The sequence below is a fragment of the Vulcanococcus limneticus LL genome (assembly GCF_943369875.1).
Classification (GTDB): domain Bacteria; phylum Cyanobacteriota; class Cyanobacteriia; order PCC-6307; family Cyanobiaceae; genus Vulcanococcus; species Vulcanococcus limneticus_A.
On sequence record NZ_CALROT020000010.1, the window covers coordinates 89,832 to 114,002 of the forward strand.

General features: G+C 70.6%; 29 protein-coding genes and 1 tRNA gene. 12 read left to right on the forward strand and 18 right to left on the reverse strand.

All coding sequences use genetic code 11. The features are described from left to right. Positions 1-116: 116 nt before the first annotated feature. The 4 genes from ACLV7J_RS12190 to ACLV7J_RS12205 all read right to left on the reverse strand — a co-directional run bounded on the left by ACLV7J_RS12190 (position 117) and on the right by ACLV7J_RS12205 (position 4,505). Positions 117-548, reverse strand: a complete 432-nt coding sequence (locus ACLV7J_RS12190) for a photosystem I reaction center subunit II PsaD (protein WP_255128296.1) — start codon at positions 546-548, stop codon at positions 117-119. Between the two features lie 128 nt (positions 549-676). Beyond that, complete coding sequence (locus tag ACLV7J_RS12195) at positions 677-2,080, reverse strand: sensor histidine kinase (protein ID WP_411869341.1); 1,404 nt, start codon at positions 2,078-2,080, stop codon at positions 677-679. Then, positions 2,077-3,360, reverse strand: a complete 1,284-nt coding sequence (gene rodA, locus ACLV7J_RS12200) for a rod shape-determining protein RodA (RefSeq protein WP_411869342.1) — start codon at positions 3,358-3,360, stop codon at positions 2,077-2,079. Before rodA ends, ACLV7J_RS12195 begins: the two co-directional genes overlap by 4 nt. Continuing rightward, complete coding sequence (locus tag ACLV7J_RS12205; protein WP_411869343.1) at positions 3,357-4,505, reverse strand: P-loop NTPase; 1,149 nt, start codon at positions 4,503-4,505, stop codon at positions 3,357-3,359. Before ACLV7J_RS12205 ends, rodA begins: the two co-directional genes overlap by 4 nt. 203 nt (positions 4,506-4,708) lie before the next feature. On the opposite strand from ACLV7J_RS12205, the gene hemF reads away from it, so the two are divergent. After that, positions 4,709-5,836, forward strand: a complete 1,128-nt coding sequence (gene hemF / locus ACLV7J_RS12210) for an oxygen-dependent coproporphyrinogen oxidase (RefSeq protein WP_411869344.1) — start codon at positions 4,709-4,711, stop codon at positions 5,834-5,836. On the opposite strand, the gene ACLV7J_RS12215 is transcribed toward hemF, so the two are convergent. From ACLV7J_RS12215 to ACLV7J_RS12225, 3 genes are all read right to left on the reverse strand, one after another. After that, the gene (locus ACLV7J_RS12215; protein ID WP_411869345.1) at positions 5,773-6,702 is read right to left on the reverse strand and encodes a dehydrogenase; all 930 of its coding nucleotides are present in this window, start codon (positions 6,700-6,702) and stop codon (positions 5,773-5,775) included. The two genes, hemF and ACLV7J_RS12215, sit on opposite strands and share 64 nt — an antisense overlap. 109 nt (positions 6,703-6,811) lie before the next feature. Then, positions 6,812-7,366, reverse strand: coding sequence for a cofactor assembly of complex C subunit B (locus ACLV7J_RS12220; protein WP_411869346.1), 555 nt, complete (start codon positions 7,364-7,366; stop codon positions 6,812-6,814). Continuing rightward, positions 7,284-7,763, reverse strand: coding sequence for a Pex protein (locus ACLV7J_RS12225; RefSeq protein WP_411869347.1), 480 nt, complete (start codon positions 7,761-7,763; stop codon positions 7,284-7,286). The genes ACLV7J_RS12220 and ACLV7J_RS12225 overlap by 83 nt, the downstream gene beginning before the upstream one ends. Before the next feature lie 138 nt (positions 7,764-7,901). On the opposite strand from ACLV7J_RS12225, the gene ACLV7J_RS12230 reads away from it, so the two are divergent. After that, positions 7,902-8,606, forward strand: coding sequence for a ribonuclease D (locus tag ACLV7J_RS12230; protein WP_411869372.1), 705 nt, complete (start codon positions 7,902-7,904; stop codon positions 8,604-8,606). A gap of 12 nt (positions 8,607-8,618) precedes the next feature. Here ACLV7J_RS12230 and ACLV7J_RS12235 read toward each other — a convergent pair whose 3' ends face one another. Together ACLV7J_RS12235 and ACLV7J_RS12240 are read right to left on the reverse strand one after the other, a co-directional pair. Beyond that, on the reverse strand, positions 8,619-8,876 hold the full coding sequence (locus tag ACLV7J_RS12235) for a hypothetical protein (RefSeq protein ID WP_411869348.1): 258 nt from the start codon (positions 8,874-8,876) through the stop codon (positions 8,619-8,621). Positions 8,877-8,920: 44 nt separating this feature from the next. Next, a complete protein-coding gene (locus tag ACLV7J_RS12240) occupies positions 8,921-10,183 on the reverse strand; it encodes a lipid-A-disaccharide synthase-related protein (RefSeq protein WP_411869349.1) in 1,263 nt (420 codons plus the stop codon). A gap of 43 nt (positions 10,184-10,226) precedes the next feature. Here ACLV7J_RS12240 and ACLV7J_RS12245 point away from each other — a divergent pair. Further along, positions 10,227-10,297 (forward strand) — tRNA-Cys (locus ACLV7J_RS12245). 426 nt (positions 10,298-10,723) lie between these two features. Continuing rightward, complete coding sequence (locus ACLV7J_RS12250; RefSeq protein WP_411869350.1) at positions 10,724-11,065, forward strand: hypothetical protein; 342 nt, start codon at positions 10,724-10,726, stop codon at positions 11,063-11,065. Positions 11,066-11,307: 242 nt separating this feature from the next. On the opposite strand, the gene ACLV7J_RS12255 is transcribed toward ACLV7J_RS12250, so the two are convergent. Further along, positions 11,308-11,454, reverse strand: coding sequence for a hypothetical protein (locus tag ACLV7J_RS12255; protein WP_411869351.1), 147 nt, complete (start codon positions 11,452-11,454; stop codon positions 11,308-11,310). Between ACLV7J_RS12255 and ACLV7J_RS12260 the strand changes: the two genes are divergently transcribed. After that, complete coding sequence (locus ACLV7J_RS12260; protein WP_411869352.1) at positions 11,453-11,968, forward strand: hypothetical protein; 516 nt, start codon at positions 11,453-11,455, stop codon at positions 11,966-11,968. The genes ACLV7J_RS12255 and ACLV7J_RS12260 overlap by 2 nt on opposite strands. 781 nt (positions 11,969-12,749) lie before the next feature. Here the strand turns inward: ACLV7J_RS12260 and ACLV7J_RS12265 are convergent. Together ACLV7J_RS12265 and ACLV7J_RS12270 are read right to left on the reverse strand one after the other, a co-directional pair. Continuing rightward, on the reverse strand, positions 12,750-13,190 hold the full coding sequence (locus ACLV7J_RS12265) for a hypothetical protein (RefSeq protein WP_411869353.1): 441 nt from the start codon (positions 13,188-13,190) through the stop codon (positions 12,750-12,752). Continuing rightward, positions 13,187-13,450, reverse strand: a complete 264-nt coding sequence (locus tag ACLV7J_RS12270; RefSeq protein WP_411869354.1) for a helix-turn-helix domain-containing protein — start codon at positions 13,448-13,450, stop codon at positions 13,187-13,189. The genes ACLV7J_RS12265 and ACLV7J_RS12270 overlap by 4 nt, the downstream gene beginning before the upstream one ends. A 481-nt stretch (positions 13,451-13,931) precedes the next feature. Here ACLV7J_RS12270 and ACLV7J_RS12275 point away from each other — a divergent pair, with 481 nt between their 5' ends. The 4 genes from ACLV7J_RS12275 (at position 13,932) to ACLV7J_RS12290 (ending at position 15,160) form a co-directional block, all read left to right on the forward strand. Then, positions 13,932-14,189, forward strand: coding sequence for a hypothetical protein (locus ACLV7J_RS12275; RefSeq protein ID WP_411869355.1), 258 nt, complete (start codon positions 13,932-13,934; stop codon positions 14,187-14,189). A gap of 35 nt (positions 14,190-14,224) precedes the next feature. Then, positions 14,225-14,383 carry a hypothetical protein gene (locus tag ACLV7J_RS12280; protein ID WP_411869356.1) on the forward strand — a complete coding sequence of 53 codons (159 nt, stop codon included), beginning with the start codon at positions 14,225-14,227 and terminating at the stop codon, positions 14,381-14,383. Then, on the forward strand, positions 14,383-14,553 hold the full coding sequence (locus ACLV7J_RS12285) for a hypothetical protein (protein WP_411869357.1): 171 nt from the start codon (positions 14,383-14,385) through the stop codon (positions 14,551-14,553). Before ACLV7J_RS12280 ends, ACLV7J_RS12285 begins: the two co-directional genes overlap by 1 nt. A 262-nt stretch (positions 14,554-14,815) precedes the next feature. Next, complete coding sequence (locus ACLV7J_RS12290; RefSeq protein WP_411869358.1) at positions 14,816-15,160, forward strand: hypothetical protein; 345 nt, start codon at positions 14,816-14,818, stop codon at positions 15,158-15,160. A 106-nt stretch (positions 15,161-15,266) separates the two neighbouring features. Here the strand turns inward: ACLV7J_RS12290 and ACLV7J_RS12295 are convergent, their stop codons facing one another. Then, the gene (locus tag ACLV7J_RS12295; RefSeq protein ID WP_411869359.1) at positions 15,267-15,854 is read right to left on the reverse strand and encodes a hypothetical protein; all 588 of its coding nucleotides are present in this window, start codon (positions 15,852-15,854) and stop codon (positions 15,267-15,269) included. Positions 15,855-16,204: 350 nt separating this feature from the next. Between ACLV7J_RS12295 and ACLV7J_RS12300 the strand changes: the two genes are divergently transcribed. Continuing rightward, complete coding sequence (locus ACLV7J_RS12300; protein ID WP_411869360.1) at positions 16,205-17,188, forward strand: aldo/keto reductase; 984 nt, start codon at positions 16,205-16,207, stop codon at positions 17,186-17,188. A gap of 10 nt (positions 17,189-17,198) precedes the next feature. Here ACLV7J_RS12300 and ACLV7J_RS12305 read toward each other — a convergent pair whose 3' ends face one another. Both ACLV7J_RS12305 and purM read right to left on the reverse strand, forming a co-directional pair. Then, the gene (locus ACLV7J_RS12305; protein WP_411869361.1) at positions 17,199-17,912 is read right to left on the reverse strand and encodes a 2-hydroxyacyl-CoA dehydratase family protein; all 714 of its coding nucleotides are present in this window, start codon (positions 17,910-17,912) and stop codon (positions 17,199-17,201) included. A gap of 129 nt (positions 17,913-18,041) precedes the next feature. Beyond that, positions 18,042-19,076, reverse strand: coding sequence for a phosphoribosylformylglycinamidine cyclo-ligase (gene purM / locus ACLV7J_RS12310; protein WP_411869362.1), 1,035 nt, complete (start codon positions 19,074-19,076; stop codon positions 18,042-18,044). A 458-nt stretch (positions 19,077-19,534) separates the two neighbouring features. Here purM and ACLV7J_RS12315 point away from each other — a divergent pair, with 458 nt between their 5' ends. Together ACLV7J_RS12315 and ACLV7J_RS12320 are read left to right on the forward strand one after the other, a co-directional pair. After that, a complete protein-coding gene (locus ACLV7J_RS12315) occupies positions 19,535-20,068 on the forward strand; it encodes a septal ring lytic transglycosylase RlpA family protein (RefSeq protein WP_411869363.1) in 534 nt (177 codons plus the stop codon). A 222-nt stretch (positions 20,069-20,290) separates the two neighbouring features. Then, entirely contained in the window at positions 20,291-21,793 is a 1,503-nt protein-coding gene (locus ACLV7J_RS12320) for a bifunctional pantoate--beta-alanine ligase/(d)CMP kinase (RefSeq protein ID WP_411869373.1), read from the forward strand. Between the two features lie 48 nt (positions 21,794-21,841). Here ACLV7J_RS12320 and ACLV7J_RS12325 read toward each other — a convergent pair whose 3' ends face one another. Genes ACLV7J_RS12325 through ACLV7J_RS12335 form a run of 3 tightly spaced genes read right to left on the reverse strand, consistent with a single transcriptional unit; the run spans position 21,842 to position 23,937 of the window. Beyond that, on the reverse strand, positions 21,842-22,348 hold the full coding sequence (locus tag ACLV7J_RS12325; protein WP_411869364.1) for a low molecular weight protein-tyrosine-phosphatase: 507 nt from the start codon (positions 22,346-22,348) through the stop codon (positions 21,842-21,844). Beyond that, positions 22,341-23,015 (reverse strand): HEAT repeat domain-containing protein, encoded by a 675-nt coding sequence (locus ACLV7J_RS12330; RefSeq protein ID WP_411869365.1) that lies wholly within the window; start codon positions 23,013-23,015, stop codon positions 22,341-22,343. The genes ACLV7J_RS12325 and ACLV7J_RS12330 overlap by 8 nt, the downstream gene beginning before the upstream one ends. Before the next feature lie 34 nt (positions 23,016-23,049). Beyond that, positions 23,050-23,937 (reverse strand): HEAT repeat domain-containing protein, encoded by an 888-nt coding sequence (locus ACLV7J_RS12335; RefSeq protein ID WP_411869366.1) that lies wholly within the window; start codon positions 23,935-23,937, stop codon positions 23,050-23,052. Positions 23,938-24,171 lie beyond the last annotated feature (234 nt).

The window sequence follows — 24,171 nt, forward strand, 5'->3', positions numbered from 1 at the left end:
ACGGACAGGCAAAAAAAACGGGGCGCCTGGCCCCGCTGTTATAGATGCTGGCCGCTCAACGACCCGGCATTCAGCCCGGATCGGGAGCGGCTGGTGAGAGGCAGATCCAGCGGGGATCAGGAATCGAAGGTGTTCTTGCCGCTGAACTTGAGGTTGGCGGGGTTGGGGTTCTCGCCGATGCGGCGGGGGTTGTGGCCCACGATGGCGCGACCCTCGTTCACTTTCTCGGGGAACACACCATCTTTGGGGTGCAGGAACTCCGTATCACCACCGGGGAAGATGCGGTAGATCTTGTAGTCCTCGATGCGGGGCTTGAACTTGGTGCGCAGCTGGGTGCCCAGGGCGAGGCACTGCTCCTTGCGGGCGAAATACATCAGGTTCTCGCCCTCGTTCATGTGGGCGGCACCACCGGTGGGCAGCTCGAACACCTGCTCTTTGGAGCTGGTCCAGGTGATCGCGTACTTCTCCTCGGTTTCAGCGGCGTTGAGCAGCCCGCCCGTGCTGCCGAGGTACTTCGGGAGTTGACCGCTCAGCGCCGTAGATGCCATGGCTATTCCGAAAAGGGGAGTCGGCAGACCGTTTCGGCTGGAAGCTAGCACCGAGTTTTGGGGCCGACTGGCGGGCCCACAGCTCTCTTCACACCCGTCAACAAACCCAGCGCCGGCGGGGGCAACGCTCAGCTCGTCGCCACCGGGAAGAACACGGTGAGGTCGTTGCCGGAGCGCTCGGTGAGGCGGCCGCCCAGGCTGTGGAACAGCCGCTGGGTGGCCTGGCGGCTGAGCTGCAGGCTGCCGGTTTCCGGGTTCCAGCTCAGCACCGGCCCCACCACCCGCCGCGCGGCCTCCGGCCCCGCCTCCCCGTCCAGCGCGGCGGCACCCATGCCGCTGCCGCTGAGCCGCAGCTTGAGGCGCGAACCGGCCGGCTGCAGGCTCAGCACCACCGTGGCGCCGCCGGGCAGGCCGCGGCTGAAGCGATCGATCAGGCCGCCCAGCATCGTTTCAAGGCGGCTCGGATCGCTAAGCACCGGGGAGAGTTCGGGGGCGATCTCCAGCCGCAGCGGCAGGCCCCGGCGCTGCAGCTGGTGCTGCCACAGGGGCTCGAGCCGGCGCAGCAGCTCGGCCAGATCGGTGCGGGCCAGCGCCTGGCCCCGGCTGGGCCGCGGCTGCCGCTGCAGTTCGGCGGCGTGGAAGATCAGGCCGAAGCGGTCGATCTGCTCGCTGCACTCGCCATCGATCTGCTGCAGCCGCTGGCGCACCAGGGCGGAGAGGTCGTCGCGGCGCAGCAGCGAGCGGATCAGGGTGCGGATCGTGGCCAGGGGTGTGCGCACCTCGTGGGTGAGCGCCTCCAGCAGGGCCAGCTCGCTACTGGCACCGGCGCGGGGCTCGCCCAGGGCCGCCTCGCTGCGGTGCACCAGTGGCTGCAGGGTGACGCTGGGGGCCATCGAGGCCAGCCGCTCCGCCAGCCGCGGCCAGAAGCGCTCGGCCAGGCCCTCATCGCTCTGAAGCGGGCCGAGGCCGTGCAGGGCCTGGCGCAGGCGCTGGCCCTGCTCCGGGGCACTGCGCTGCAGCCGGGCATCCACCAGGCTCAGGGCCGCCGAGAGGGTGGTGGGATCAAAGCGAGCCACCAGCTGGCGCTGCCCCGGTGGACCCGCCAGGGCCAGGGCCAGCTGCAGCCGCGGCGTGATCAGCAGCAGCAGCGGATCGCTGCCATCGGCCTCCTCCAGGGGCAGGCGAGCGAAGCCGCCGAGGCCGGCGGGCGCCTCGGCGGAGGGCTGGATGCCGGGCAGCAGCGGGGCCGGCTGGAGCAGGTCCCCCAGCTCGGCCGGAGCCCAGACCCAACCCTGCAGCTGGGCCAGCAGGGGCGGCTCGTAGAGGGCCGGCAGGGGTGCGGCCAGCCACACCCCCTGCAGGGGCTGGAGCGGCAGCAGGAAGTCGTCCTGCAGGGTGGCCAGGGCCGCCCACCACTGGCGGCGGCTGCCGTCCTCGTCGCCGCGGCCGGGGGGCACATCGCGGGCGAGGCGGCGCCGCAGGGCCTCCAGGGAATCGCCGGGGAGGGAATCACCGGGGGCGGACGCGCTCACCGGCGGGCCTTGGCCGCCAGGCCCCGACGCGCCACCGAGGCACACAGCCCCAGGGCGATGAAGTTCACGAGCATCGCCGAGCGGCCGTAGCTCATCCAGGGCAGGGGGATGCCGGTGATCGGTCCCAGGCCGATGGTCATGTTGATGTTGACCACGACCTGGAACATCACCATCGCACCAATCCCAACCACCACCAGGGATTCGTAGTCCGTGCGCGCTTTGCCGGCGATCTGAAGCAGGCGCCAGATCCACACCACATAGCCCGCCACCACCAGCAGCGAGCCGAGGAAACCGGTCTCCTCACCCAGGGCACTGAAGATGAAATCCGTGTGCTGCTCGGGAATGAAGCGCAGCAGCGTGAGGTGGCCCTGCATCAGGCCGGTGCCGAACAGGCGACCGGAACCGATCCCCACCATGCTCTGGAGCAGGTGATAGCCGCCGCCGAGGGGGTCCTGGGAGGGATCCAGGAACAGGGTGAGACGGGCCCGCTGGTGGGGCTGCAGAAAGTGGTTCCACAGCCATGGCGTGGCCACGGCGAAGACCCCCTGCACCGCCAGCACCACGGCGAGGGCCATGCGCTTCCAGGGCAGGGAGCTCCAGGCCAGCCAGCCCATGGCCGGGATCCAGGCCAGCAGCAGCCAGGGGAACGCGCCCGCCAGGATCGCCGTGAACAGCGGCGACATGAACAGGACCACCCAGGCGCCGGGCATCCCCGACCAGAACATCATCACCAGCAGGATGGCGCCGAAGACGAGCGAGCTGCCCAGATCCGGCTGAACGAACACCAGCAGCCAGGGCAGGCTGATCATCCCCACAGGCCGCACCAGATCCACCGGCCGTTCCACCGGGTGGCGGGTGAGCACACGGGCCAGCAACAGGATCGCCGCCACCTTGGCGAATTCGGATGGCTGCACATGGAAGCCGGCGATGTTGATCCAGCTCTGGGCCCCCAGGGCGCTCACCCCGACGATCCGCACCGCGATCAGGCTGGCCACCATCACCCCATAGATGGGCCACTGCCACTGGCTGAACCGCTCCAGGGGCACGCGGGCCAGGAGCAGGGCCACCCCCATCCCCACGGCCGCGGTGACCCAGTGCTGATACCAGTCAGCGTAGCCGGCCTGGCGCTGGGTGCTGGCGATCAGGATGCCGGCGAGGGCGATCATCGCCAGCGGAATCCACCACAGCAGCTTGTCGACGCCGTCGAACCAGCGGCGACGGGCGACCCGGCCCCCGGAGAACAGGTCCGGCCGGCGGCCCCATGCCCCGAGCAGCGTCATGCCGCCGGCACGGCGCTCAGCAGCCGCTCGGCCAGGGCGCGGAAGGCCTGGGCCGTGGCCGACTCCGGCGCGCTCAGCACCGCCGGGCGGCCGCCATCGCCGCCCTGGACCACCGCCAGGTCCATCGGCAGCTGGGCCAGCAGCGGCACGCCGGCCTCCTCGGCCAGGCGCTGGCCGCCGCCGCGGCCGAACAGCTCGTAGCGCTTCTCGGGCGCATCGGGCGGGATGAAGGCCGTCATGTTCTCCACCACCCCGAGCACCGGCACGCCCATCTGCAGGAACATCGCCAGGCCGCGGCGCGCATCCTGCAGGGACACCTGCTGGGGAGTGGTGACGATGACCACCCCGGCCATGGGCACGGCCTGGGCCAGGCTGAGCTGGGCGTCGCCGGTGCCGGGGGGCAGGTCCACCACCAGCACATCGCGTTCGCCCCAGTCCACCTGGTAGAGGAACTGGCGGATGATGCCGTTGAGCATGGGGCCGCGCCAGATCACCGGCTGGTTCTCCTGGATCAGCAGTCCCATCGACACCATGGCGATGCCGCAGCTCTCGATCGGCGTGAGCACCTGGGCCGCGCCCTCGCCACGCACCTCGGGGGTGCGGTCCGCCACCCCGAGCATGGTGGGGGCGTTGGGCCCATAGATGTCGGCGTCGAGCAGGCCGACCCGCAGACCGCTGGCCGCCAGGGCACAGGCCAGGTTCACGGCCACGGTGCTCTTGCCCACGCCGCCCTTGCCGCTGCTCACGGCGATCACCTGCTTGACGCCGGGGATGGCCTGGCGCTCGGGCCCGCCGCCGCCGTGACCGGCCGCGCCGATCGGGGCACCGCCATGGCTGTGGCTGTGACCATGGCTGTGACCCGCCGCCTGGGACTGGGCGGGGGCCGCCTCGGTGGGCTGGGCCAGCTCGATCTGCACGTCGTCGATGCCGCCGAGGGCCAGCAGGGCACTGCGGGCCTCGGCAGCGATGCGCTCCCGCTGGCTGCCGGCGAAACCGGGCAGGGCCAGGCGGAACACCACGCGGTTGTTCTGCACCCGCACCTGGCGGATCCACTGCAGCTCCAGCAGGCTGCGGCCACTGCCGGCGTCGCGCAGGGGCTCCAGGGCGGCGATGGCCTGGTCGAGAACCTGATCGGCGCTGGCCATCCGGCGGGGAGGAGGGAGCTGGATCCTAGGAGCCGCGGGCAGCGGCGCCGGCGCGACTCCCGCCCCCGGCCCGACGGCCGAGAGCAGGCGCCGCCGCGCCATGCCGCAATCATGATGACGAACACCCTCGTCCCCTTGTGCCAGGGCACCGCCGGCTGAAAAGGTGTGGGGGTTTCCTGGCGTCCGGATCGGACGTGGCGTCGATGTTGAAGGCCCTGCTGGCACGCGCGAAGAACAAGCTGGGCGGCGCGCCGAGCGGCCCCGCCGCCTTCGCCACACCGGCCGCAGCCGCCCCAGCCACCGACCTGGAGCGCCCCCCCGCCGACTCCCGGGCCCGGGCCAAGGCCCTGCTGATGGGCCTGCAGGACTCGATCTGCGCCGGGCTGGAGCAGCTCGATGGCATCGGGCGCTTTGAGGAGGAGAGCTGGGTGCGGCCCGAGGGCGGCGGCGGCCGCTCCCGGGTGCTCAAGGGCGGCCGCGTGTTCGAGCAGGGCGGCGTGAACTTCTCCGAGGTGGAGGGCGACCAGCTGCCCCCCTCGATCCTCAACCAGCGCCCCGAGGCCGCGGGCCAGCGCTGGTTCGCCACCGGCACCTCGATGGTGCTGCACCCCCGCAACCCCTACATCCCCACCGTTCACCTCAACTACCGCTACTTCGAGGCCGGCCCGGTGTGGTGGTTCGGCGGCGGCGCCGACCTCACCCCCTACTACCCCTTCCTGGAGGACGCCCAGCACTTCCACCGCACCCTCAAGGGCGCCTGCGACAGCGTCAACCCGGCCTACTACCAGGTGTTCAAGCCCTGGTGCGACGAGTATTTCCACCTCAAGCACCGCCAGGAAACCCGCGGTGTGGGCGGCATCTTCTACGACTACCAGGATCCCCGCGGCGTGCTCTACAAGGGCCAGGACCCGGACGGCCCCGCGGCGGCTGAGAGCAACCGGATCGGTGCGGTGAATCAGAGCTGGGAACAGCTGTTTGCCCTGGCCTCGGCCTGCGGCAACGCCTTCCTGCCCAGCTACGTGCCGATCGCCGAGAAGCGCGAGCACACCCCCTACGGCGAGCGCGAGCGCCAGTTCCAGCTGTATCGCCGCGGCCGCTACGTGGAGTTCAACCTGGTGTTCGACCGGGGCACGATCTTCGGCCTGCAGACCAATGGCCGCACCGAGTCGATCCTGATGTCGCTGCCGCCGCTGGTGCGCTGGGAGTATGGCTACCAGCCGGAGGCCGGCAGCCGCGAGGCCCTGCTCACCGAGCTGTTCACCCGGCCTCAGAACTGGCTGGAGGACGCCTCGCTGGTGGCCCGCTGCCAGCCCCACGGCGCAGTGGGCTGAGCACCAGCGGCGGGCTGGTCGGACTGGTTCAGGGCGCCGGTGGTCCAGGCGGGGGCCAGGCCATCGGCGGGCTGGGGCGCCAGGCCCCGCTGCAGGGCCAGCACCACCCGGTCAGCGATCACGGCCAGGGCCTGCTCGCGGCGGCCGGGATCCCGCAGACTCGCCTCCAGGCTCCCCTCCAGTTTGCCGATCTCCAGCAGGCTGAGGCCGCGGCGCGGGCCCCCCAGGCCACCGCGGAACCCCATCGGATAGGCGCCGAAGGCCTCGGCCAGGCTCTCGTCCAGCCGCGAGAAGGGGGCACGCAGGGCGGGGATCACGCCCGAACCCACGCCGTCGGGGCCGTAGGCGTCGAAGTGGATCTCCAGGGCATAGCCGCCGGCCTCAAAGTGGCGCTGGCCCACGCTCCAGTTGGTGCGGGGATCGTTGGGGTTGGCGATGCTGCGCAGGGGCGGCTCGTAGAAGCGGATGGCGAGGCCCCGCTGCTGGCCGCGGGCCACCACCTCCCGGGCCACCGCCAGGTTCCAGAACAGCTCGTCGGAGATGCCGGGCTGCATCGGCGCGTAGCCGGCCCGGCCCACGGCGGCCCCGGCCGTGCCCGAGCCGGCGATGCCCTGGGCATCGGCGTGGCCGGCCAGCACCAGGATCTCGGTCTGGGGCGGCAGCGGCCGCAGGCCGACCCAGTTCTTGGCGAGGGGGCTGCGCACACCCGTGAGGGGATCGGCCGTGGCGAGCAGCTGGGCCTGGGCGGACGCCGCCGCCGGCGCGGCCAGCGCACCGGCCGCCAGGGCCAGCAGCAGCGCCCCCTGGAGCTGGAGCCGGCGATGGCATGGGGCGAAGCCATCACCGGCCAGGGGATCGCGGACCATGGGGCGGCAGCGGAGGCCGGGCCCATTCTGCGGGGAACGGCCACCGGGGTTGGTGCACCAGGGTGGAGCGCAGGCTCCGGGCTCGTGCCCGGCGGGCGCCGGCCCGGCCTCAGATCGGCGACTTCAGCAGATCGCCATCGCTGAACAGGCCCAGCTGCGGGCCCAGCTCCAGCTCCAGGGCGATCAGCTCGTCGCGGTGGGCGCGCAGGCGCAGGGCACTGCCGGTGGCGCCGTCGTGGCTGATCAGGCGCAGCTCCACGCTCTCGGCCCGCTCGGCCCGGCGCCGGTAGATCAGGCCCGCCAGGGGGCCGAGGGCCACCAGGCCCAGGGGCCACCAGCCCAGCTGGGGCAGCAGCTGGCGCAGCACCAGCCCCAGGCAGCCCGCCCCCACGGCCCCCAGCAGCGACAGCAGGGCCGCCAGCACCGGACTGGCCGCCACCCGGCCGCGGAAACGCAGCAGACGCCGATCCGGATCGGTCTCCTGGGCCTGCCAGCCGCGCTGCTGCAGCCAGTCGCTGAGCGCCGGCAGCACCTCCAGGGGCGGCCGGGAGGTGCGCACATCCACCACGGTGGTGCGGTCCTTACTGGCAGCCCGCAGGAAGAACACCAGCCCGATGGCCAGCAGCAGGGTGAGCAGCAGGGTGGAGCCCAGGGCTGGGGGCATGGGATCCGGCCGTGATCGGCATTGCATTCTCCTGCAGCCAGTGCCGCCACGGCGCCATCAGGGCCTCGGCCCCCTCCCGCTGGCTGTCGAGCAGGTGCAGCATCCGGCGCGGACGGCCGCGGCTGGGGCAGCGCTGGGAGTAGCTGCTGATGGCACCGGCCTCCACCAGGAAGACCAGGGCCTGCTGCAGCACGGTTTCCGACAGGCGCAGGTGGGGATGCCGGCAGGTGAGGTCCTGCAGCAGGGCCGTGGGGTAGCTGTCGGCCTCCAGCAGCCGCTCGAGCACCCAGCACACCCCCAGCTCCAGGCCCAGGTGCTGCAGGGGCGGCCGTACGAAGAAGTTCTGGATGGCCTCGAGGCCGCCGGGCGGGCAGAGGCGGCTGGAGCGGAGGGGCACAGCCAGGGAGCGATCTGTCCTTCTGCTAGCTCCGTTGCCCCCGGGCTTTCAAGCCTTCACGCGGCTTTCGACACAGGCGGGCGAACCGCCACGGCTCCGGCATCCGCGAGCATGGCCGCCATCCCCCGCGCTCCGATCATGGCCCCCTCCCCCAGCCCGGCCGCCATCGCCACCACCACGGCCTTCAGCGCCGCACCGGCCGCCGGATCGAGCGCGGCCCGCTTCGCCGTGTTCGACGCCGACCTGGACGCCGAGTGGCTGTCCCTGCTGGGATCCGCTCCGGCCCTGGCGGTGGACACCGAGGCCATGGGCCTGGTGCACGGCCGCGATCGCCTCTGCCTGGTGCAGATCGCCGATGGCCACGACAACGTGTGCTGCATCCGCATCGGCCGCGGCCAGGCCGCGGCGCCTCGGCTGCAGCAGCTGCTGGAGGCCCCGGCCATCGAGAAGGTGTTCCACTTCGCCCGCTTCGACGTGGCCGCCCTGGCGGAGGGGCTCGGCATCACCACCGCCCCGATCTTCTGCACCAAGGTGGCCAGCCGCCTGGCCCGCACCTACACCAACCGCCATGGCCTCAAGGACCTGGTGCAGGAACTCTGCGGCGTGGAACTCGACAAGCAGGCCCAGAGCAGCGACTGGGGCCGGGTGGAGGAGCTGAGCGAGGCCCAGCTGGCCTACGCGGCCAACGATGTGCGCTACCTGCTGGCCGCCCGGGATCAGCTGGTGACGATGCTGGCGCGGGAGGAGCGGCTGGAGCTGGCCCAGCGCAGCTTCGCCTGCATCCCGGTGATCGCCGAACTGGATCGGGGCCTGTTCGGCGCGATCTTCGAGCACCGCTCCTGACGCTGCCCTGGCTCAGTCGTCGCCGATGTAGTTGGCCTCCTCGGCCACGGCCTCCAGCAGGGTGTCGAGCAGCTGGCGGGATTCACTGCCCATGCCCTGGGTCTCCAGCAGCAGGCGCTGGGCCACCAGGGTGCGACCGGCCGCATCCCGCACCCCCTCCCGGGCCGCCAGCGTGTCCACCTTGCGACGGGCGGCGGCGATGCTGATGCTCAGCTGGCTGGCCAGGCGGCTGCAGGCGATGACGTAGTCGTGGTCCTGGGGAGCGGCCATGGGCAGGGGGCGACGGGGGTGCTGCCGCCATCATCCCGCCGGGCTCAACGGGCGCCCGTGCCGGCGGCCGGCGCCGGGCCCAGCAGCCGTGCCTCCACCAGGGCCGCCAGGGCCTCGCCGCCACCGGGCGGGCCCATGCGCCGCCGGCCGATCCGCCCCAGGCGGCGGCGCTGCAGCGGCTCCTGCAGGAGTCGCTGCAGGCCATCGGCCAGCTCGCGGCCGCTGCGGCACACCCGCACCGATCCGCCCAGCAGCCGGCTCTGGCGCCGGGCAAAGCCGAGCTTGAACTGGGGCCCCGGCCCCGGCAGCGACAGGGCCGGAATGCCCAGCCCCACCAGCTGCTCGGTGGCGGTGCCGGCCGCAGCCAGGCCCACCTCGCCCCAGCCGGCCCAGGCCCCGAAGCGGCCGGGCCCCACCAGCAGCAGCAGGCCAGAGCGCCCCCAGGCGGCGGCGGCCCCGGTGCCGGCCGGCAGCGGCCGGGGCACCAGGCCGCGGCGCGCCAGCAGCGGCGCCAGCTCCATGGGGCTGGGCCGCGAACCGGTGGCGGCCAGCACCAGCCAGGGCTGGGGCGCCGGCGGCCGGCCATCGAGGGCCGTCAGCAGGCGCTCCAGGTTGCCGAGGGCCTCGGGCATGCGGCTGCCGCCCAGCAGCACCAGACGCCGATGCCGGGCCAGGGCCGGCGGCAAGGGGTCGGGCTCCAGGCCATCCATCATCGGGTTGCCCGGCGCCAGGGCCGCCACGCCATGGCGCCGCAGCCCCCGGGCGGTGAGGTGGTCGCGCACGGCCACCAGGCGGCAGCGGCGGCCGGCCATCAGCGCCCACTCCCAGGGGTCCCACTCGCTGCCCTTGAGCCGGTGGTAGGCATCGGCCAGGGGGCTGGCGCCGGGGCCACTGCGCCAGGTGTAATCGCTCTTGGGGGTGCCGATGAAGCCGTAGGGGGCACCGCTGCGCCAGGCCAGCAGCAGGGGCAGCAGGTCACCGACGGCCAGCACGGGATCACCGCCGCGGCCCCAGCGGCGCACCAGCCGCCACTGCTGCCAGCTGAGGCCGAGCACCCCGGCGGCCAGATCCCGCAACAGGCCCCGCAGGCTCTGGTTGCTGAAGCCGCCACTGGGCAGGCGCCGGCGCGGCCCGACACGGCGCAGCGCGCCGGCGGCCTCGGCGGCGGCGAAGGCGCCCCCCTCCCCCACCAGCGGCAGCACGTGGATCTCGAGCTCCGGGCGGCGCCGGTGCAGGGCCCGCAGCACCCGAAGGGCGATCAGGTCCTCCCCGTGCCCGTTGCTCAGAACCAGCAGCCGGGGGGCCATCGTGTGACTGATACGATCCCTTCCAGGGAGTTTGCTCCCGCACGGCGGCATGGCCAAGTGGTAAGGCAGAGGATTGCAAATCCTTTACCCCCAGTTCGAATCTGGGTGCCGCCTCTTTTTTGATGCTTGCGCGAAGCAGGCAACAGCAAGCACCGAGTGACGCCCGCGCATCGCGCAACCAAAAGCACTTGGCGCCTCAGGCCAAGTGCTTCACCGGGCTTGATCTCGCGCCATATGAACTGGATCCGAGAGGCACCCAAGACGGCCCGCGAGCACCGTGGCGCAGCGATCAGGGGAAAGCCTTAGGGAGTGTGCCAGCACCAGCAGAGCCAGCGGCGCCAGGCGTCCAGAGAGACAGCAGCGCCATGGGCAGAACAAAAGACCGCAACGCACCAGAAACACCGATTACGCGCATCAATTTTTGCGAATGAAGCCAATTCGCATTTGGACCTCTTGCTATCAAGCTAGAAAAAATAAGCCATGCCAAAAGGGCATCCATTCACCCTTGCCGCGATCCTGTCAGCCCTAGGAGGAGTCGTCATGACGACCACCCCGAGCGCCAATGCTCAGCTATCTCCCAATTGCGAGAGAAACGGCAAGCGCGACTACTGCGCCATCACCCCTGTCGCCGGCGCCACAACCGAAAAGCGGTCCTTCGACATGATCACCTTCGCAGACCACACGGTCTACGAAGTGACAAGAAATCTTAAGTCGTGCAAGAAAGCCTCAGAAAAGATTGAGACCTGCAACGCCAAGATCATCACGCCCCCTGGAAACCCCAAGCCAATCCCCGCCTTCTACAGGCGGACCTTCTACGAGGGTGGAGTCAAGCAAGAATATGTCGGCAAAGGAATTCGCCTGACCTATTTCTTTCTTGATTAGACTTGGACAGACAAGCAGGGGCTTGATGCGTCGCGCGATTGACACGAGAAGGACGGGGGAATAGCCAATCCGAACTGGGTAATCCGCCAACTGGCCTGGTCGCCCTGGCCTTTGGCGCCCTGCAGGCCTGGCGGATCAGCAGCACCCTCCGCAAGCGGGATCTGGCACGACCAATGAGCGACGACGCGTTCCGCAAGACGCTGGAGCGGATCTGGGCGAAGACGGCCTGAGGCACCTACCGCTCACTTGCTGAGCGCCTTCCAGATCCACCAGAGCGCCAGACCCAGCAAGACCCACGGCACCAGCGCCCTGAAGACCAGCAGGACCACGAGGATGACCGCCGCAGAAACCGCAGTTCGCTTGGTGAGCGCCTTGGCCTCATCGGTCATGAAGCGCCAGCGGGGCAACAGGGGCATGAGCGGCAGAGCGAGGGGGATCACCCAGGAAACCTTCTTGGACCCTCAGGCGCCAGGCCAGGGACGCCCAGATCTTCCTCACAGCACGCCACGGCATCCACCAGATCCACCACCACCAGGAGCGACTGATGGCGACGAGTTGTGCGCCATCAAGGCGCCCAAGCAACTGAAACGGATAGCATCCTCAAAGGCAGGCCAAATCATGATGCAACGGTTCATACGCACCCTTCAGAGCACGATCCTTGCCCTTGGAATGCTGGCCGCGACGCCTGGACAGAGCGCCGAATGGAAAGACAGGGACTGCCGAAAAGACAAAGACGAGAGTGGAAACAGGGTTGAAGTCTGCCGCGACAAAGAATCGATTGGTATTTTCTGGGAGGACGGCTCGTTCGTCAATGGCTGGTGCGACGACCGCGACTACGAGATTGACTACAAAGGGATCAAAAAGGCTGAGGCGCTGTCCTGGGTTGAATACTATTGCGACTAGAGAGTGATTGATCCCTGATCAGCGTGACGAAAACACCCTCTGCCAACGGGGTCTTTTCATCCCTAGCTCGGATGGCGTCGAGATCTCGCGGATCAATCAGGCGGATCCGCGCGAAGCGTGAGCAGAGGCAATGAGGGAACGCGCTGGACTGGCCACACCACTGGCACTGGCGCTGCTGCTCGGTGCCTGCGGGATCCAGGGACAGGGAGCACGGGAAGGCGCCTGCCGGAATGGCGGAACATCGTGTGCCGCCGCTGAGGCACCCCAGGGAATGCGCCAGGTCCTGAAGGGTCACAGGATGGTCAAGACCCAATGGGTCAAGAAGACCAACAGGGAATCGGGAGTCCCCGACATCGGCGTGAAGGCGGAGTGGGAACCCGTGACCGAGAGGCAATGACAGGAGATCCAACAGAAGAACGGGGAGGAGTCCTTGACCGCCAGGCCTCCAGCACGGCATCGGCGCCTAGGCCCTCCGCACAGAACGCCAGCGCATCCGACAGGGACGCCAGCAGCGCCAACTACTTTCCTTGAACCAGGGCAACCGCCCTAGACAGCGTCAGCCCCATCACGTCATAGATCAAGAAGCCGTGGGCAAGAATCAGGATCCGCGCCCGAGCCGAGTTGCCCTTGATTCCACTAATCGAGGCGGAGAACACTGAGGAGAAGGAGGCGATAAGGTAGTCGATGGGCCGCGGGAACTCGCCCTCGCAATCCAGCCGCAACAACCGGCGGCTACCGCTACTTGCAGCCCTATCAAGCCGCCAATAGACCCAACCCCAGATCAAGAGCGAATAGGGCAGGAAAAGAGCAACTGAGCAACCAGAAGAAACCGTGGAGTCACGGAGTCAAAAACAAGAAGATTCAGCCCAACCAACTGGATTGCCGTCCTGAAGACGACATAGACCCCAATAACATCGAGGTATTTTCTCGCCCAAGGGGGACGACCGGGGCAGAGAAGCAGATAGAGAACTGGCAGCAGGATCGCCACGAGCGACACATAGGCCAGGTCATGGACAACAAAAGATTCAAACGAGGCGAAGACAGCAACCGCCCAGCGAAGATAGGAAAGAGATTTAATGTCAACAACAAAGAAGAAGACCTGGAAAACCAGCAACAAATAGACAGCAAGAAAGAAGACAACTTCCCACCTATGCCCTAAATATAGGCAGGCCGTGCGCCATCGCCTGACCCTGGCATCGCTGAGGCCTTGGTTGTCGCTCATCCCGCAACGTCCTCCAACAGATCCTCGATACCACAATCCAGAACCGTCACGATCCTGGATGCCAGATCCAGCGACAGTGCCGATGCCACCTTCCCATCCGTACGTGCCAGGCGCGTGATGACTGGTGCCGCCACACCCACCTGAACCGCCAAAGCCTTCATCGTGATGGATGCCTCACCGGACTCAGCACGGTGAAGGTTGACCTTGGCGATTGCCGTGGCGATTGCCGTAGCGAGGGCGATGCGGACCTGTTTGACCATGAAGATACCGCACTTCAATCACCCAGGCGGCACAAAGCCGCAGCAGGGAGAGCAGAACCAGTGCCCAATTCTAGAGAGGCTGCGTGATCGAAGCCCGTAGAGGATCAGACCAGGCCTTCCGACCGTCGATCCATGGACTTGGCGACCCTCAACGCCGCTCCGGTCAGCATCCTTGCGGCCATCCGCAACCACTCCCTCCAGGGAGCAGCAACGTCGGCGACGGCACGTCACCGACGTTGCTGGTGCGTCTCAGGCCCCGTGATGCACGGACCTGAACAACGTGATCACCCCTAGGATTGCCTCAGGACCACCGCCAGTGGCGCCGAGGCCATGACGCCAGCCATCAGCCGCTACCGATCGACGCTTCTCCTCGCGGCAGGAGTCCTTGGCGGCGTGGCCGCAGGACTCACCAGCGCAGCGATGGCCCAGTACTCGCCGAACTGCCTGCGGAATGGCAAGAGCGATTAACGCCATCACACCCATGGAGAGAGCAGACAAGAAGGATGAGGTTCTCACCACCATCACCTTTGCAGATCACACGGCCTACGAGGTTGTGCGCAATGAGGCGTCATACAAGAACACCTCAGACAAGGTCATGACGTGCAACGCCAGGATTGTCGCCCCTCAGGGCGGCGGAAAACCCATGCCCGCCTTCTACCGAGGCACCTACTACGAAGGTGGTTACAAGCACGAGTATGTCGGCAAGGGCATCCACCTCAGCTATTTCTTTCTAGACTAGACAAGCAAGAGAACGTGAGCATGGAACCACTCTGGATGCTCCTGCCCTGGGCGATCTTTGCCATCGCCGCTGGGGTCAAGTTCTGGCGCCTCACGGCCCTGTTCCGCCGGCACCGGCCTGGAGTCCCATCCCCGACGGAACGCTTCAGACAGTCGCTGGAGCGGACCTGGCAGAAGGATCAGCAGGCAGCGTGATGGAGGCCCTGACCTCGGGATACCTCCAACTGGGTCTGTTTGCCCTGGCCTTTGGCGGCCTGCAGGTCTGGTGGATCCGCAGCACCCTGAGGCAGCGAGACCTGGCACGGCCGATGCGGGAGGGCGAGTTCCGCAAGGCCCTGGAGCGGATCTGGGCGAAACAGCCCTGAATGGGGCAGAGCACTCGCACTCCGTTACAGATCTTCATAGGATGAGGGCTGGTCATCGAGCGGTCCTGGACGGGTCCGCTTTTTTATGGCCTTGACCTGACCCCCTGGATGGGTCCAGACCCCATGGGGCTGACCTGGACCCCAGGCAGCGTTCCAGGGTGGACTCCCCGGCCCAGTCGGGCCGGATGAGAGCTCTCCGTCAGCGTGGCCCGGTTTCCGGTAGCCACGCCATGATCTCGCCACGACCCCTGTGGAGCTGAGGATGAACCACGGACTCATCGCCCTGCTGATGGCCGCCACACTGTTCCCCGTGGCCGCAGAGGGAAAAAACGCCCGCTGTGTCATCAAACAGAACGGGACAACGGCCTACTCCGGTGCCTGCGACTTTCAGATGGATCAGGGCGGCAGTTTCGGCATCCGACGCCACGACGCCAAACCCATCCTGCCCAACATCACCGACATCTCTGTGTTCATCGTCTCCTCGGGTGTTGCGGAGGTGCGGGGTCTGACCACCGATGGCATCAACTCCCGCTGGGGAAGGGCCATCAGGAGCCAGGTGGATCCGGCCTGCTGGAAGGGATCGGATTTTGAGATCTGTGCCTATTGATGGGTGCAGGACGCCCCCATGGGCAACGGGGGCCATGCCGCGACCCACGCCGCAGAAACCGCCAGGGCCATCCCGTGCCGACGATCCGGTCAGCCGACAGCTGAGCTCAGAAGGTTGCCTGGGCCGCCCAGGTCTCCCCACTCAGGGCACGGGCCTCGCAGCGCACGCTGGAGGCCTCCAGCTGGCAGCGCCCCTCGGCGGGCCAGGCGCTGGGCAATCCCTGGGCCAGGCCGCGCTCGTCGAAGCTGGCCTCACTGACGCTGGTGAGCGCAGTGCGCAGGGGGCCCTTCGGCGTGCAGCGTCCCCCCTTGCAGGCCAGGGGCGTGGCGCCGGCCTCCAGTGCACCGGCAAAGGTGAGCTGGTTGGCGCTGTCGGGCTTGCTGCCACGGGCGATGAAACGCACGCTCAGCACCCCCTCCTGCTGCTGGCTGAGCTGCACGCTCAGGCAGCCGGCCGGCTCAGCACCAGCCAGGTTGCGGCGGCAAGTCTGGGCCGCCCGCTGCCAGCTGCCAAAGCCATCGGCGCGGCGCTGGGCCTGCAGCGGGCCCGCCTCCAACAGCAGCAGCAGCAACGGCGCGAGAACCAGCAGCGGCCGGCGGTGCCAGAGGGCTGCGGCACGGAGGCCGTCGGCGGCGCGGCAGGGCCTGGCGGCGGCAGCAACGGCCACGGCGGAGCGCAGAGCAGGGAGGGACAACACCGCGCGCGGAGCAACCGGGGAACCGACGCATTCTGGGCCGCTGGCTCCGGCGGGGGCCGAGGCACGCCTCAACACCACGCCTCAACAGTGCGAAACGGAGGCGCCGATCAGTAGCCGGAATCGGCCACGCAGGCGCCCTCGCAGCTGATGCCGTTGCTGGCCGTGCGGCCGCAGTGGCGGCAAAGCACGGGATCGCTGGGTGGCGCTGGCGACGGGGCGGCGGCAGTCGCGGGGCCGGCAGGCCAGCCAGCCACAACGGCCGCGGCCCCCTCAGAAGGGAGCCCGGCGGAGGCGGCGGCAGGCGTCGGCTGAGAATTCAACGCAGTGTGGCCCGAGACGGCTTGATCATGGCAAGCGCGGCGCCCCCCCTGCCCCCGATCGGCGTGGGCACCTGGGCCTGGGGCAACCAGTTCCTCTGGGGCTACGACCCGGCCCGCGACGACGCCGAGCTGGAGGCCTGCTTCCGCCGCTGCATCGACCTCGGCTTCCGCTTCTTCGACACGGCGGACTCCTACGGCACCGGCCGCCTCAACGGCCGCAGCGAGACCCTGCTGGGCCGCTTCGCGATGGCGCTGCCGGAGGCCGAGCGGCGCCAGCTCTGCATCGCCACCAAGCTGGCCCCCTTCCCCTGGCGCCTGGGACGCCGCGGCTTCGAGCGGGCCTTCGCCGCCTCCCGCGCTCGCCTGCAGGGCCAGCTGCAGCGGGTGCAGCTGCACTGGAGCACGGCCCGCTACGCCCCCTGGCAGGAGGGTCCGCTGCTGCAGGGGCTGGCCGATCTGGTGCAGAGCGGCGCGGTGGCCAGCCTCGGGCTCTCGAACATGGGCCCCAGGCGCCTGCGCGAGGTGGCCGGCGGCCTGGCCGAGCGCGGTGTGTCCATCGCCAGCCTGCAGGTTCAGCTCTCCCTGCTGGCACCGGAGGCGGTGGCCCCCGGAGGCGTGGCGGAGGTCTGCCGCGAGCTGGGCATCGAGCTGATCGCCTACAGCCCCCTGGCCCTGGGGCTGCTGACCCGCCAGCCTGTAGACGCCGCCCAACCCACGCCCCAGGGGCCCCGTGGGGCCCTGTTCCGGCGGCTGGGCCCGCGGCTCACGCCCCTGCTGGAGACCATGGAGGCCATCGGCGCGGGCCGGCCCGGTGGTCTGGCGGCGGTGGCCCTGAACTGGTGCCGGGCCCATGGCGCCATGCCGATCCCCGGCCTGCGCCGCTGCGCCCAGGTGGACGCCGCCGCCGCGGCCCGCAGCTGGAGCCTCAGCCCCGGGGAGCGGGCCGCCCTGGACGCCCTGGCCCTGGCCGAGGGACCGCGCATGCCGGCCAACCCCTTCCAGAGCGCCTGAAGCCGGCGCCTCAGAGGGCGCCCATACGCGGCGTGGGGTCGGGGCTGAGCACCACCGGCAGCCGCTGGCGCTCCGGCTCCGGCTCACCGGCATGGCGCACCAGGGACACCACCCGGGGGCGCTCCACCAGCTGGGGGCGGCCCGGAGTGCCGGCCTCCGGCTCGGCCGGCTCGATCGCAGCCTCTGGCTCCTCCGCGCTGGGTTCACAGGCGGCCAGGGCCTCCTGCAACAGGGAATCGAAGGTGGCGCCGGCCAGGCGGTGGCGGGCGATCTCCAGGAAGGCCCGCGCCAACGACTCGCCGGCCGCCGCCTTGAGGGCGGGGTTGGAGCGGCGCTGCTCCTGCTCCTCCTCCACGGCGCGGATGAAGCGCTCGGTCACATCGCGCTTGGTGGCGGCGCGGATGCGGGTCTCCTGCTCCAGCTGGCTGAGGCTCGCCTGCTGGTCGAGCTCCTCCAGACGCCGGTTGAGGCTGTCCAGCACCTCGCGGGCCTCCTTGCCCACATGGGCCAGCTGACCGTCCGAGAGACGCGGCAGGTCGGCCACGAACACCTTGCCGTGGTCCCGCAGGGTGAGGAAGGTGGGCCGCACCCCGCCGCGGTTGACGGCGGTGCGGCTGGGGTAGCTCTCCCGGGGCCGCTGGGGGCGGTTGGGGGGCACGGGACCGGCCGAACTGCGGCGCCGGGTGATGCGGGTCGAGCTACTGAACGTCGAACTGCTGAACATCACTAATGGACCTATCGAAGTGGACCTATCGGCTTTGTCTTCTGGGCGCCCTGCCGGAACGCGCCGGGGCGCACCATACGCAGGGCTGGCCGCCCCCGGTGGCGCAGCGTCCCGGATCGTCGGGAGTCTTCAGTAAGGAAGGCCGGCCAGGCTGGCCTCGCCGATGGCGCCGGGCTCCACCGTGCCCAGAACCCAGGCCCGGTGGCCCTGGGCGGCGCAGATGGCCAGGGCCTGATCCACGGCGGCCTCCGGCAGCACCAGGCAGAAGCCCACCCCCAGGTTGAAGGTGTTCCAGAGGTCGGCCTCCGGCACCTCCCCCTTCTCCTGCAGCCAGCGGAACAGGGCCGGGCGCTCCCAGCTGCCCGGATCGATGCGGCCGTGCAGGCCCTCGGGCAGGGTGCGGGGCAGGTTCTCGGGCAGGCCGCCGCCGGTGATGTGGGCCATGCCGTGCAGGGGCAGCTGCGCCGCCAGCAGGGCCTGCACCAGGGAGCCGTAGAGGCGGGTGGGGGTGAGCAGGCTGTCGATCACGGGGGGGGCGCCCTCCGCCAGCGGCGTTTCCGGGCCGGCGCCATGGGCCTCGAGGATCCGACGCACCAGGCTGAAGCCGTTGCTGTGCACGCCGCTGCTGGCCACCGCCACGATCCGATCGCCGGCCACCACGGCGCGGCCATCGATCAGGGCGTCCTCCTCCACCACCGCCACGCAGAAGCCGGCCAGGTCGTAGCGACCGGGGCCGTAGAAGCCGGGCATCTCGGCGGTCTCGCCGCCGAGCAGGGCACAGCCGCTCTGGCGGCAGCCATCGGCGATGCCCTCCACCACCTCGGCCATGGCCTCGGGGCTGAGCTTGCCGGTGGCGATGTAGTCGAGGAAGAACAGGGGCTGGGCGCCGCTGGTGATCACGTCGTTGACGCACATCGCCACCAGGTCGATGCCCACGTCGTGGTGGCGGCCATGGGCCTGGGCCAGCTCCAGCTTGGTGCCCACGCCGTCGGTGCCCGCCACCAGCAGGGGCTTCTCGAGCCCCGCGGGCAGGCGACAGAGCCCCCCGAAGCCGCCGAGCCCGCCGAGCACCTCGGGGCGCCGAGTCGACTCGACGCTGGAGCGGATCCGCTGCACGAAGGCCCGGCCGGCCACCACGTCCACTCCGGCTGTGCGGTAGTCCATCGAGGTCTGCGTCCGTCTGCGCGCTGGGCTGATCCTCCCGCGCCGAGGGTCCCGAGCCACACCTGACCACGACCAGAGCACGGGACGGGCGGGGGAGGGAGCGCCCAAGCCACCCCAAACCCCATGGACGGCCCGCCGATTGGCACACAAGTGCATAAGCCCGGCTGATGCAGGCGATCGCCGTTGCTGATGGCTCCGGTCCTGGCGGACCGCGCAGATCGCTGGCAGGGCCTTCGATCCGGAGGGGGATAGAGAATTCTGATCAGTGATTTGCAAGCGGTTGCCGTGCAAATCCGCCGCGCGCAGCCATTAACTTTCCGTGGTCGTCAATTCCCGTTAGGAACTCCGTCAACGGTTCGCTCCAGCTTCTCTCCCATTCGCCTGGAGCGATTGCACCACTGACGGGCCACAACACAAGACCAGTGGCTGCTGCTTTCGAGCGGCGGGTTTCGTTTGTTATGCGTCGCACTCTCTTCCTGAGCGGTTTCGTCCTGCTGCTGTCCGGCAGCAACGCCCTGGCCCCGGCCTTCGCCGTCACCGGCCGCGTTGCGCCCATCGACACCTCGATCAGCACCGGCACTGACCGCCCCCAGACCGTGGCGATCCTGGAGGAGGCCCCCCTGGCCCCCGCCGACAAGCCGGCAGCGCCGGTCACCCCCACCCTGCCGATCGCCACCCCACCGGCCCGGCCCAGCGCCCGCCCGATCGGCGCCGGCATGGCCAGCTGGTACGGCCCCGGCTTCTACGGCAACCGCACCGCCAACGGCGAGGTGTTCCGTCCCGGCACCCTCACCGCCGCCCACCGCACCCTGCCCTTCGGCACCAAGGTCCGCGTCACCAACCTCTGGAACGGCCGTTCCACCGTGGTGCGCATCAACGACCGCGGTCCCTTCCACGGCAGCCGCGTGATCGACCTGGCCCATGGCGCCGCCAGCCAGCTCGGCGTGGTGGCCAGCGGCGTGGCCAAGGTGAAGCTCGAAGTTCTGCAGTAAGCCGAACGCCAACGCCGGCCTCGCGCCGGCAGCCAGGCCCATCCGCCCACCGGCGGGTGGGCTTTTGTAGTGGCGCCCCCCGAGGAACGGAGCCGTCTCAGCGGCGGCCGGCGGCCGAGCCGCCGTCTAGGACAGTCCCAACGAACCGAGCACCGGGGGCCCGTGCAGCTGCTTCAGACCCGTGCCGAGCTGCTGCGTTGGCGGCAGACGGAGGCCGCGCCCCTGCACTTCGTGCCCACGATGGGGGCCCTGCACGCCGGCCATGCCGCCCTGGTGCGCCGGGCCGGCCAGGCGGCCAGCGCCGGTGGCGACCAGCCCCGGGTGCTGGTGAGCGTGTTCGTGAACCCGCTCCAGTTCGGCCCCGGCGAGGATTTCAAGCGCTACCCCCGCGTCCTGGAGGCCGACGCCGCCCTGGCGGCCGCCGCCGGGGCCGATGCCCTGTTCGCCCCCGAAGCCGCGGAGCTGTTCCCGGGCGGCGAGGCGGAACTCACCCGGCTCGTGCCGCCCGACTCCCTGCAGCGGGGCCTCTGCGGCCGGCACCGGCCGGGCCACTTCAACGGCGTGGCCACAGTGGTGGCCCGGCTGCTGGGGCTGATCAGGCCCCAGCGGCTGCTGCTGGGGGAGAAGGACTGGCAGCAACTGGTGATCCTGCGCCGGCTGGCGGCGGACCTGGGCCTGCCGGTGCAGGTGTGGGGCTGCGGCACCGTGCGCGAGGCCGATGGCCTGGCCCTGAGCTCCCGCAACCGCTACCTCAGCCCCGAGCAGCGCCGCCAGGCCGCCGCCCTGCCCCGGGCCCTCGCCCGGGCCCGCGAGCAGGCCTGGGGCCGCCCGGGTACGGACCTGGAGTCCCTCAGCGCCGCCGTGGCGGCCGAGCTGGGCCAGGGCGGGCTGGTGGTGGACTATGTGGAGGCGGTGGATCCCCACAGCCTGCAGCCCTGCCCCCACCTGGGACGCCCGGTGCTGCTGGCGGCCGCCGCCCACTGCGGCCCCAGCCGCCTGATCGATCACGTGTTTCTGATGAGCCGCCAGCCGATCGTTGCCATCGATGGCCCCGCCGGGGCGGGCAAGAGCACCGTCACCCGGGCCTTCGCCGAGCGGCTGGGGCTGATCTACCTGGACACGGGGGCCATGTACCGCGCCGTGACCTGGCTGGTGCAGCAGCGGGGCGTGGATCCCGCCGACGGGGCCGCCGTGGCGCCGCTGCTGGACCAGCTCGACCTGCGCCTCAGCACCGCCGCGGGCGGCGGCCAGCAGGTGTCCATCAACGGCCAGGACGTGACCGAGGCGATCCGCAGCCCTGAGGTCACCGCCCGGGTGTCGGCGGTGGCGGCCCACGGCTGCGTGCGCGAGGCCCTCACCCGCCAGCAGCGGGCCATGGGCGAGCGGGGCGGCCTGGTGGCCGAGGGGCGCGACATCGGCACCGCCGTGTTCCCGGACGCCGAGCTCAAGGTATTCCTCACCGCCACGGTGGCCGAGCGGGCGCGGCGCCGGGCCCTGGATCTGGAGCAGCGCGGCTTCCCGGTGCCGGAGCGCGCCGAGCTGGAGGAGCAGATCGCCTCCCGCGACCACCAGGACGCCACGCGGGCGGTCGCCCCCCTGACCCAGGCCGACGACGCGGTGGAACTGATCACCGATGGGCTGGGCATCGAGGCCGTGATTGAGCAGCTGGTGCAGCTCTTCCGCGAGCGGGTGCCCGAGGACGCCTGGCCGGCGCCCCAGGGCTGAGGCCGGGCCCGCGGGGGCCAGAGGGGACCGACGCGCTCGCCCTGCCCTTCAGGTGCTGCGCAGGCTGTCGAGCAGGCCCTGGCAGGCGTCCTCCAGCAGATCGAGCACGTGCTCGAAGCCGGCTTCGCCCCCGTAGTAGGGGTCGGGCACCTCGCGCACCTGGAAGCGGCGGCAGTGGCTCGTGATCGGCTCGATCGTCGCCAGGCGCCAGGCGCCATCGGGCCCCGCCACCTCCGCCGCTTCGGCCTGGCGGGCCAGGTCCCGCACGGCCTGCAGGTTGTCGTCGTCCATCGTGAGGATGCGATCGAACCCCTGCAGGTCGGCGGGCGCGATCTGGCGGGCGCGGCTGGGCAGATGGATGCCGCGGCGGCTGGCGGCGGCCCGCATGCGCCGATCGGGCGGATTGCCCGCGTGCCAGCCGCCGGTGCCGGCCGAATCCACCAGAAAGCGATCCGCCAGCCCCTCGCGCTGCACCAGGTGCAGGAACACCCCCTCGGCGGCCGGTGAGCGGCAGATGTTGCCGAGGCAGACAAACAGCAGGCGTTGCTCAGCCATGGGGGCCCTCCGCGGCCAGACGTTCCAGGGCCTGAGCCGCCCGCAGCCGCACCACCAGGGCCTCCTCGGCCCGTGGGTCCTCCAGGTTCCCCAGGGCCCGCCGGGCCCGCTGCAGCCGCTCGGCCTCGGGATGCAGCGCCGGCGCCAGCGACTCCAGGCCCACCACCACGGCGTAGCGCACCACCCACTCGCCGTCAGCGCAGCCCTGTTCCAGGGCCACGAGGCAGCGCTCGCTCACGCTGAGGCGCGCCTCGGCGGCCAGGGGCGCCAGGTCCAGCCGGCCCAGGCCCCGGGCCGCGGCCCGGCGCACGCTGGGGCCGATGTCGGTGGCGAGGGCCTCCTCCAGCACCTCCAGGCCGCGCACGTCGCCGATCCCCGCCAGGGCGCGCACGGCCCAGGCGCGGGCGCCGTAGTTGTGGCCGTCGAGGCCCGTGAGGATCGGCTCCACGGCCTGGGGGCCGAGGCCAATCAACCCATCCACGGCCGCCACCGCCGCGCCGGGGTTGTTGAAGCCGAGCACCTCCACCAGATGGGGGGCGGCATCCGGATGGCCACTGGCGGCCAGGGCCTGGGTGGCCTGCAGCATCGCCGGGGCGCTGTCGGCCCGCTGGACGGCACGCACCAGATCCGCGAGGGCGGGATCGCCACAGGCACTGGCAGTGGCCATGGATCGGGGGGAAAGAGTCATCGGCGGCGACGGATCAGAGCAGGGCATCCATGGCGGCGAGCACCGCGGCAGGACCCATCGATCCAGCGGGACCGGCCTGCGGGGAGTCCGACGGGGCGGCCGGCAGCGCGCCATCGCTCTCGGCCAGGCCCCGCAGGGCGATCAGCTTGAGGCTGTTCTCCGCCAGGGTGGCAGCGATCGGCTCCAGGGCTGGCCGCCAGCCCACCGCCCCCAGGTCCATCAGGGCCGCGCGGCGCACCTGCAGCTGCGGGTGCTGCAGCAACTGCACCAGCTGCTGCCCCCAGGTGGGCTCGCCGGTGAGCTGCAACAGGGCCCGGCAGGCGGCACTGCGGATCAGCGGCCGCTCGTGGCCCACGAAGGGCCGGATCACCGCCACCAGCTCTGGATCGGCGGCGCCGATGTCCCCCAGGGCCTCCAGCAGGGCCTCGCAGGGCTCCTGGAGCCGCGGCGAACCGGGCTGCAGGGCCCCGGCCACGGCGGGGCCGCTGGCCAGGCGGCGTCGCAGCGGCTCCACGGCTTCCAGGGCGCGCAGTTCCCCCAGGGCACGGGCGGCCGCCTCGCGCAGGCCGTGGTCCTCGTCCTCCAGCGCGGCCAGCAGGTCGGGAATGGCCGCGGCGGCCGAGTCGCCGAGTTTGCCGAGGGCCCGGGCGGCGTTGCGCGCCACCGCGTTCTCCTCCACGCCGGCGCCGGGATCGCGGGGGCGGCGCTGGCGCAGGGCTTCCCGCAGCAGCGGCACGGCCTCGGGATGGCGGCTGCGGTTGCGGCCCAGCCACCAGGCTCCGTAGTACTGGGCCGAGGGGTCGTCGCTCTGGCGCAGGCGCCGGAGGGCCTCCTCCTCGCTGATGGGGTCGCCGTTGCCGGGGGTACCGGCCGAAGCAAGGGAATCGCCGCTGGCGTCCATGGCCCTACAGGGTCGCAATCGCGTGGGCCCGATGTTGGCACCGGGGCGGCCCTCAGCTGACGGGCGGGCAACAAACCCGCGCAACAAAAAGCCCCCGCCGGAGGCGAGGGCTGCAGGCCGCCTGACACGCAGGGCTGGCCCATCGACTGGCGTTACAGCTCAGACCAGAGCGGCGATCGCGTAGTCGATGTAGTTGTTGGCGATCACGCCGGGGTCGCCCGAGATGCCGTGGTT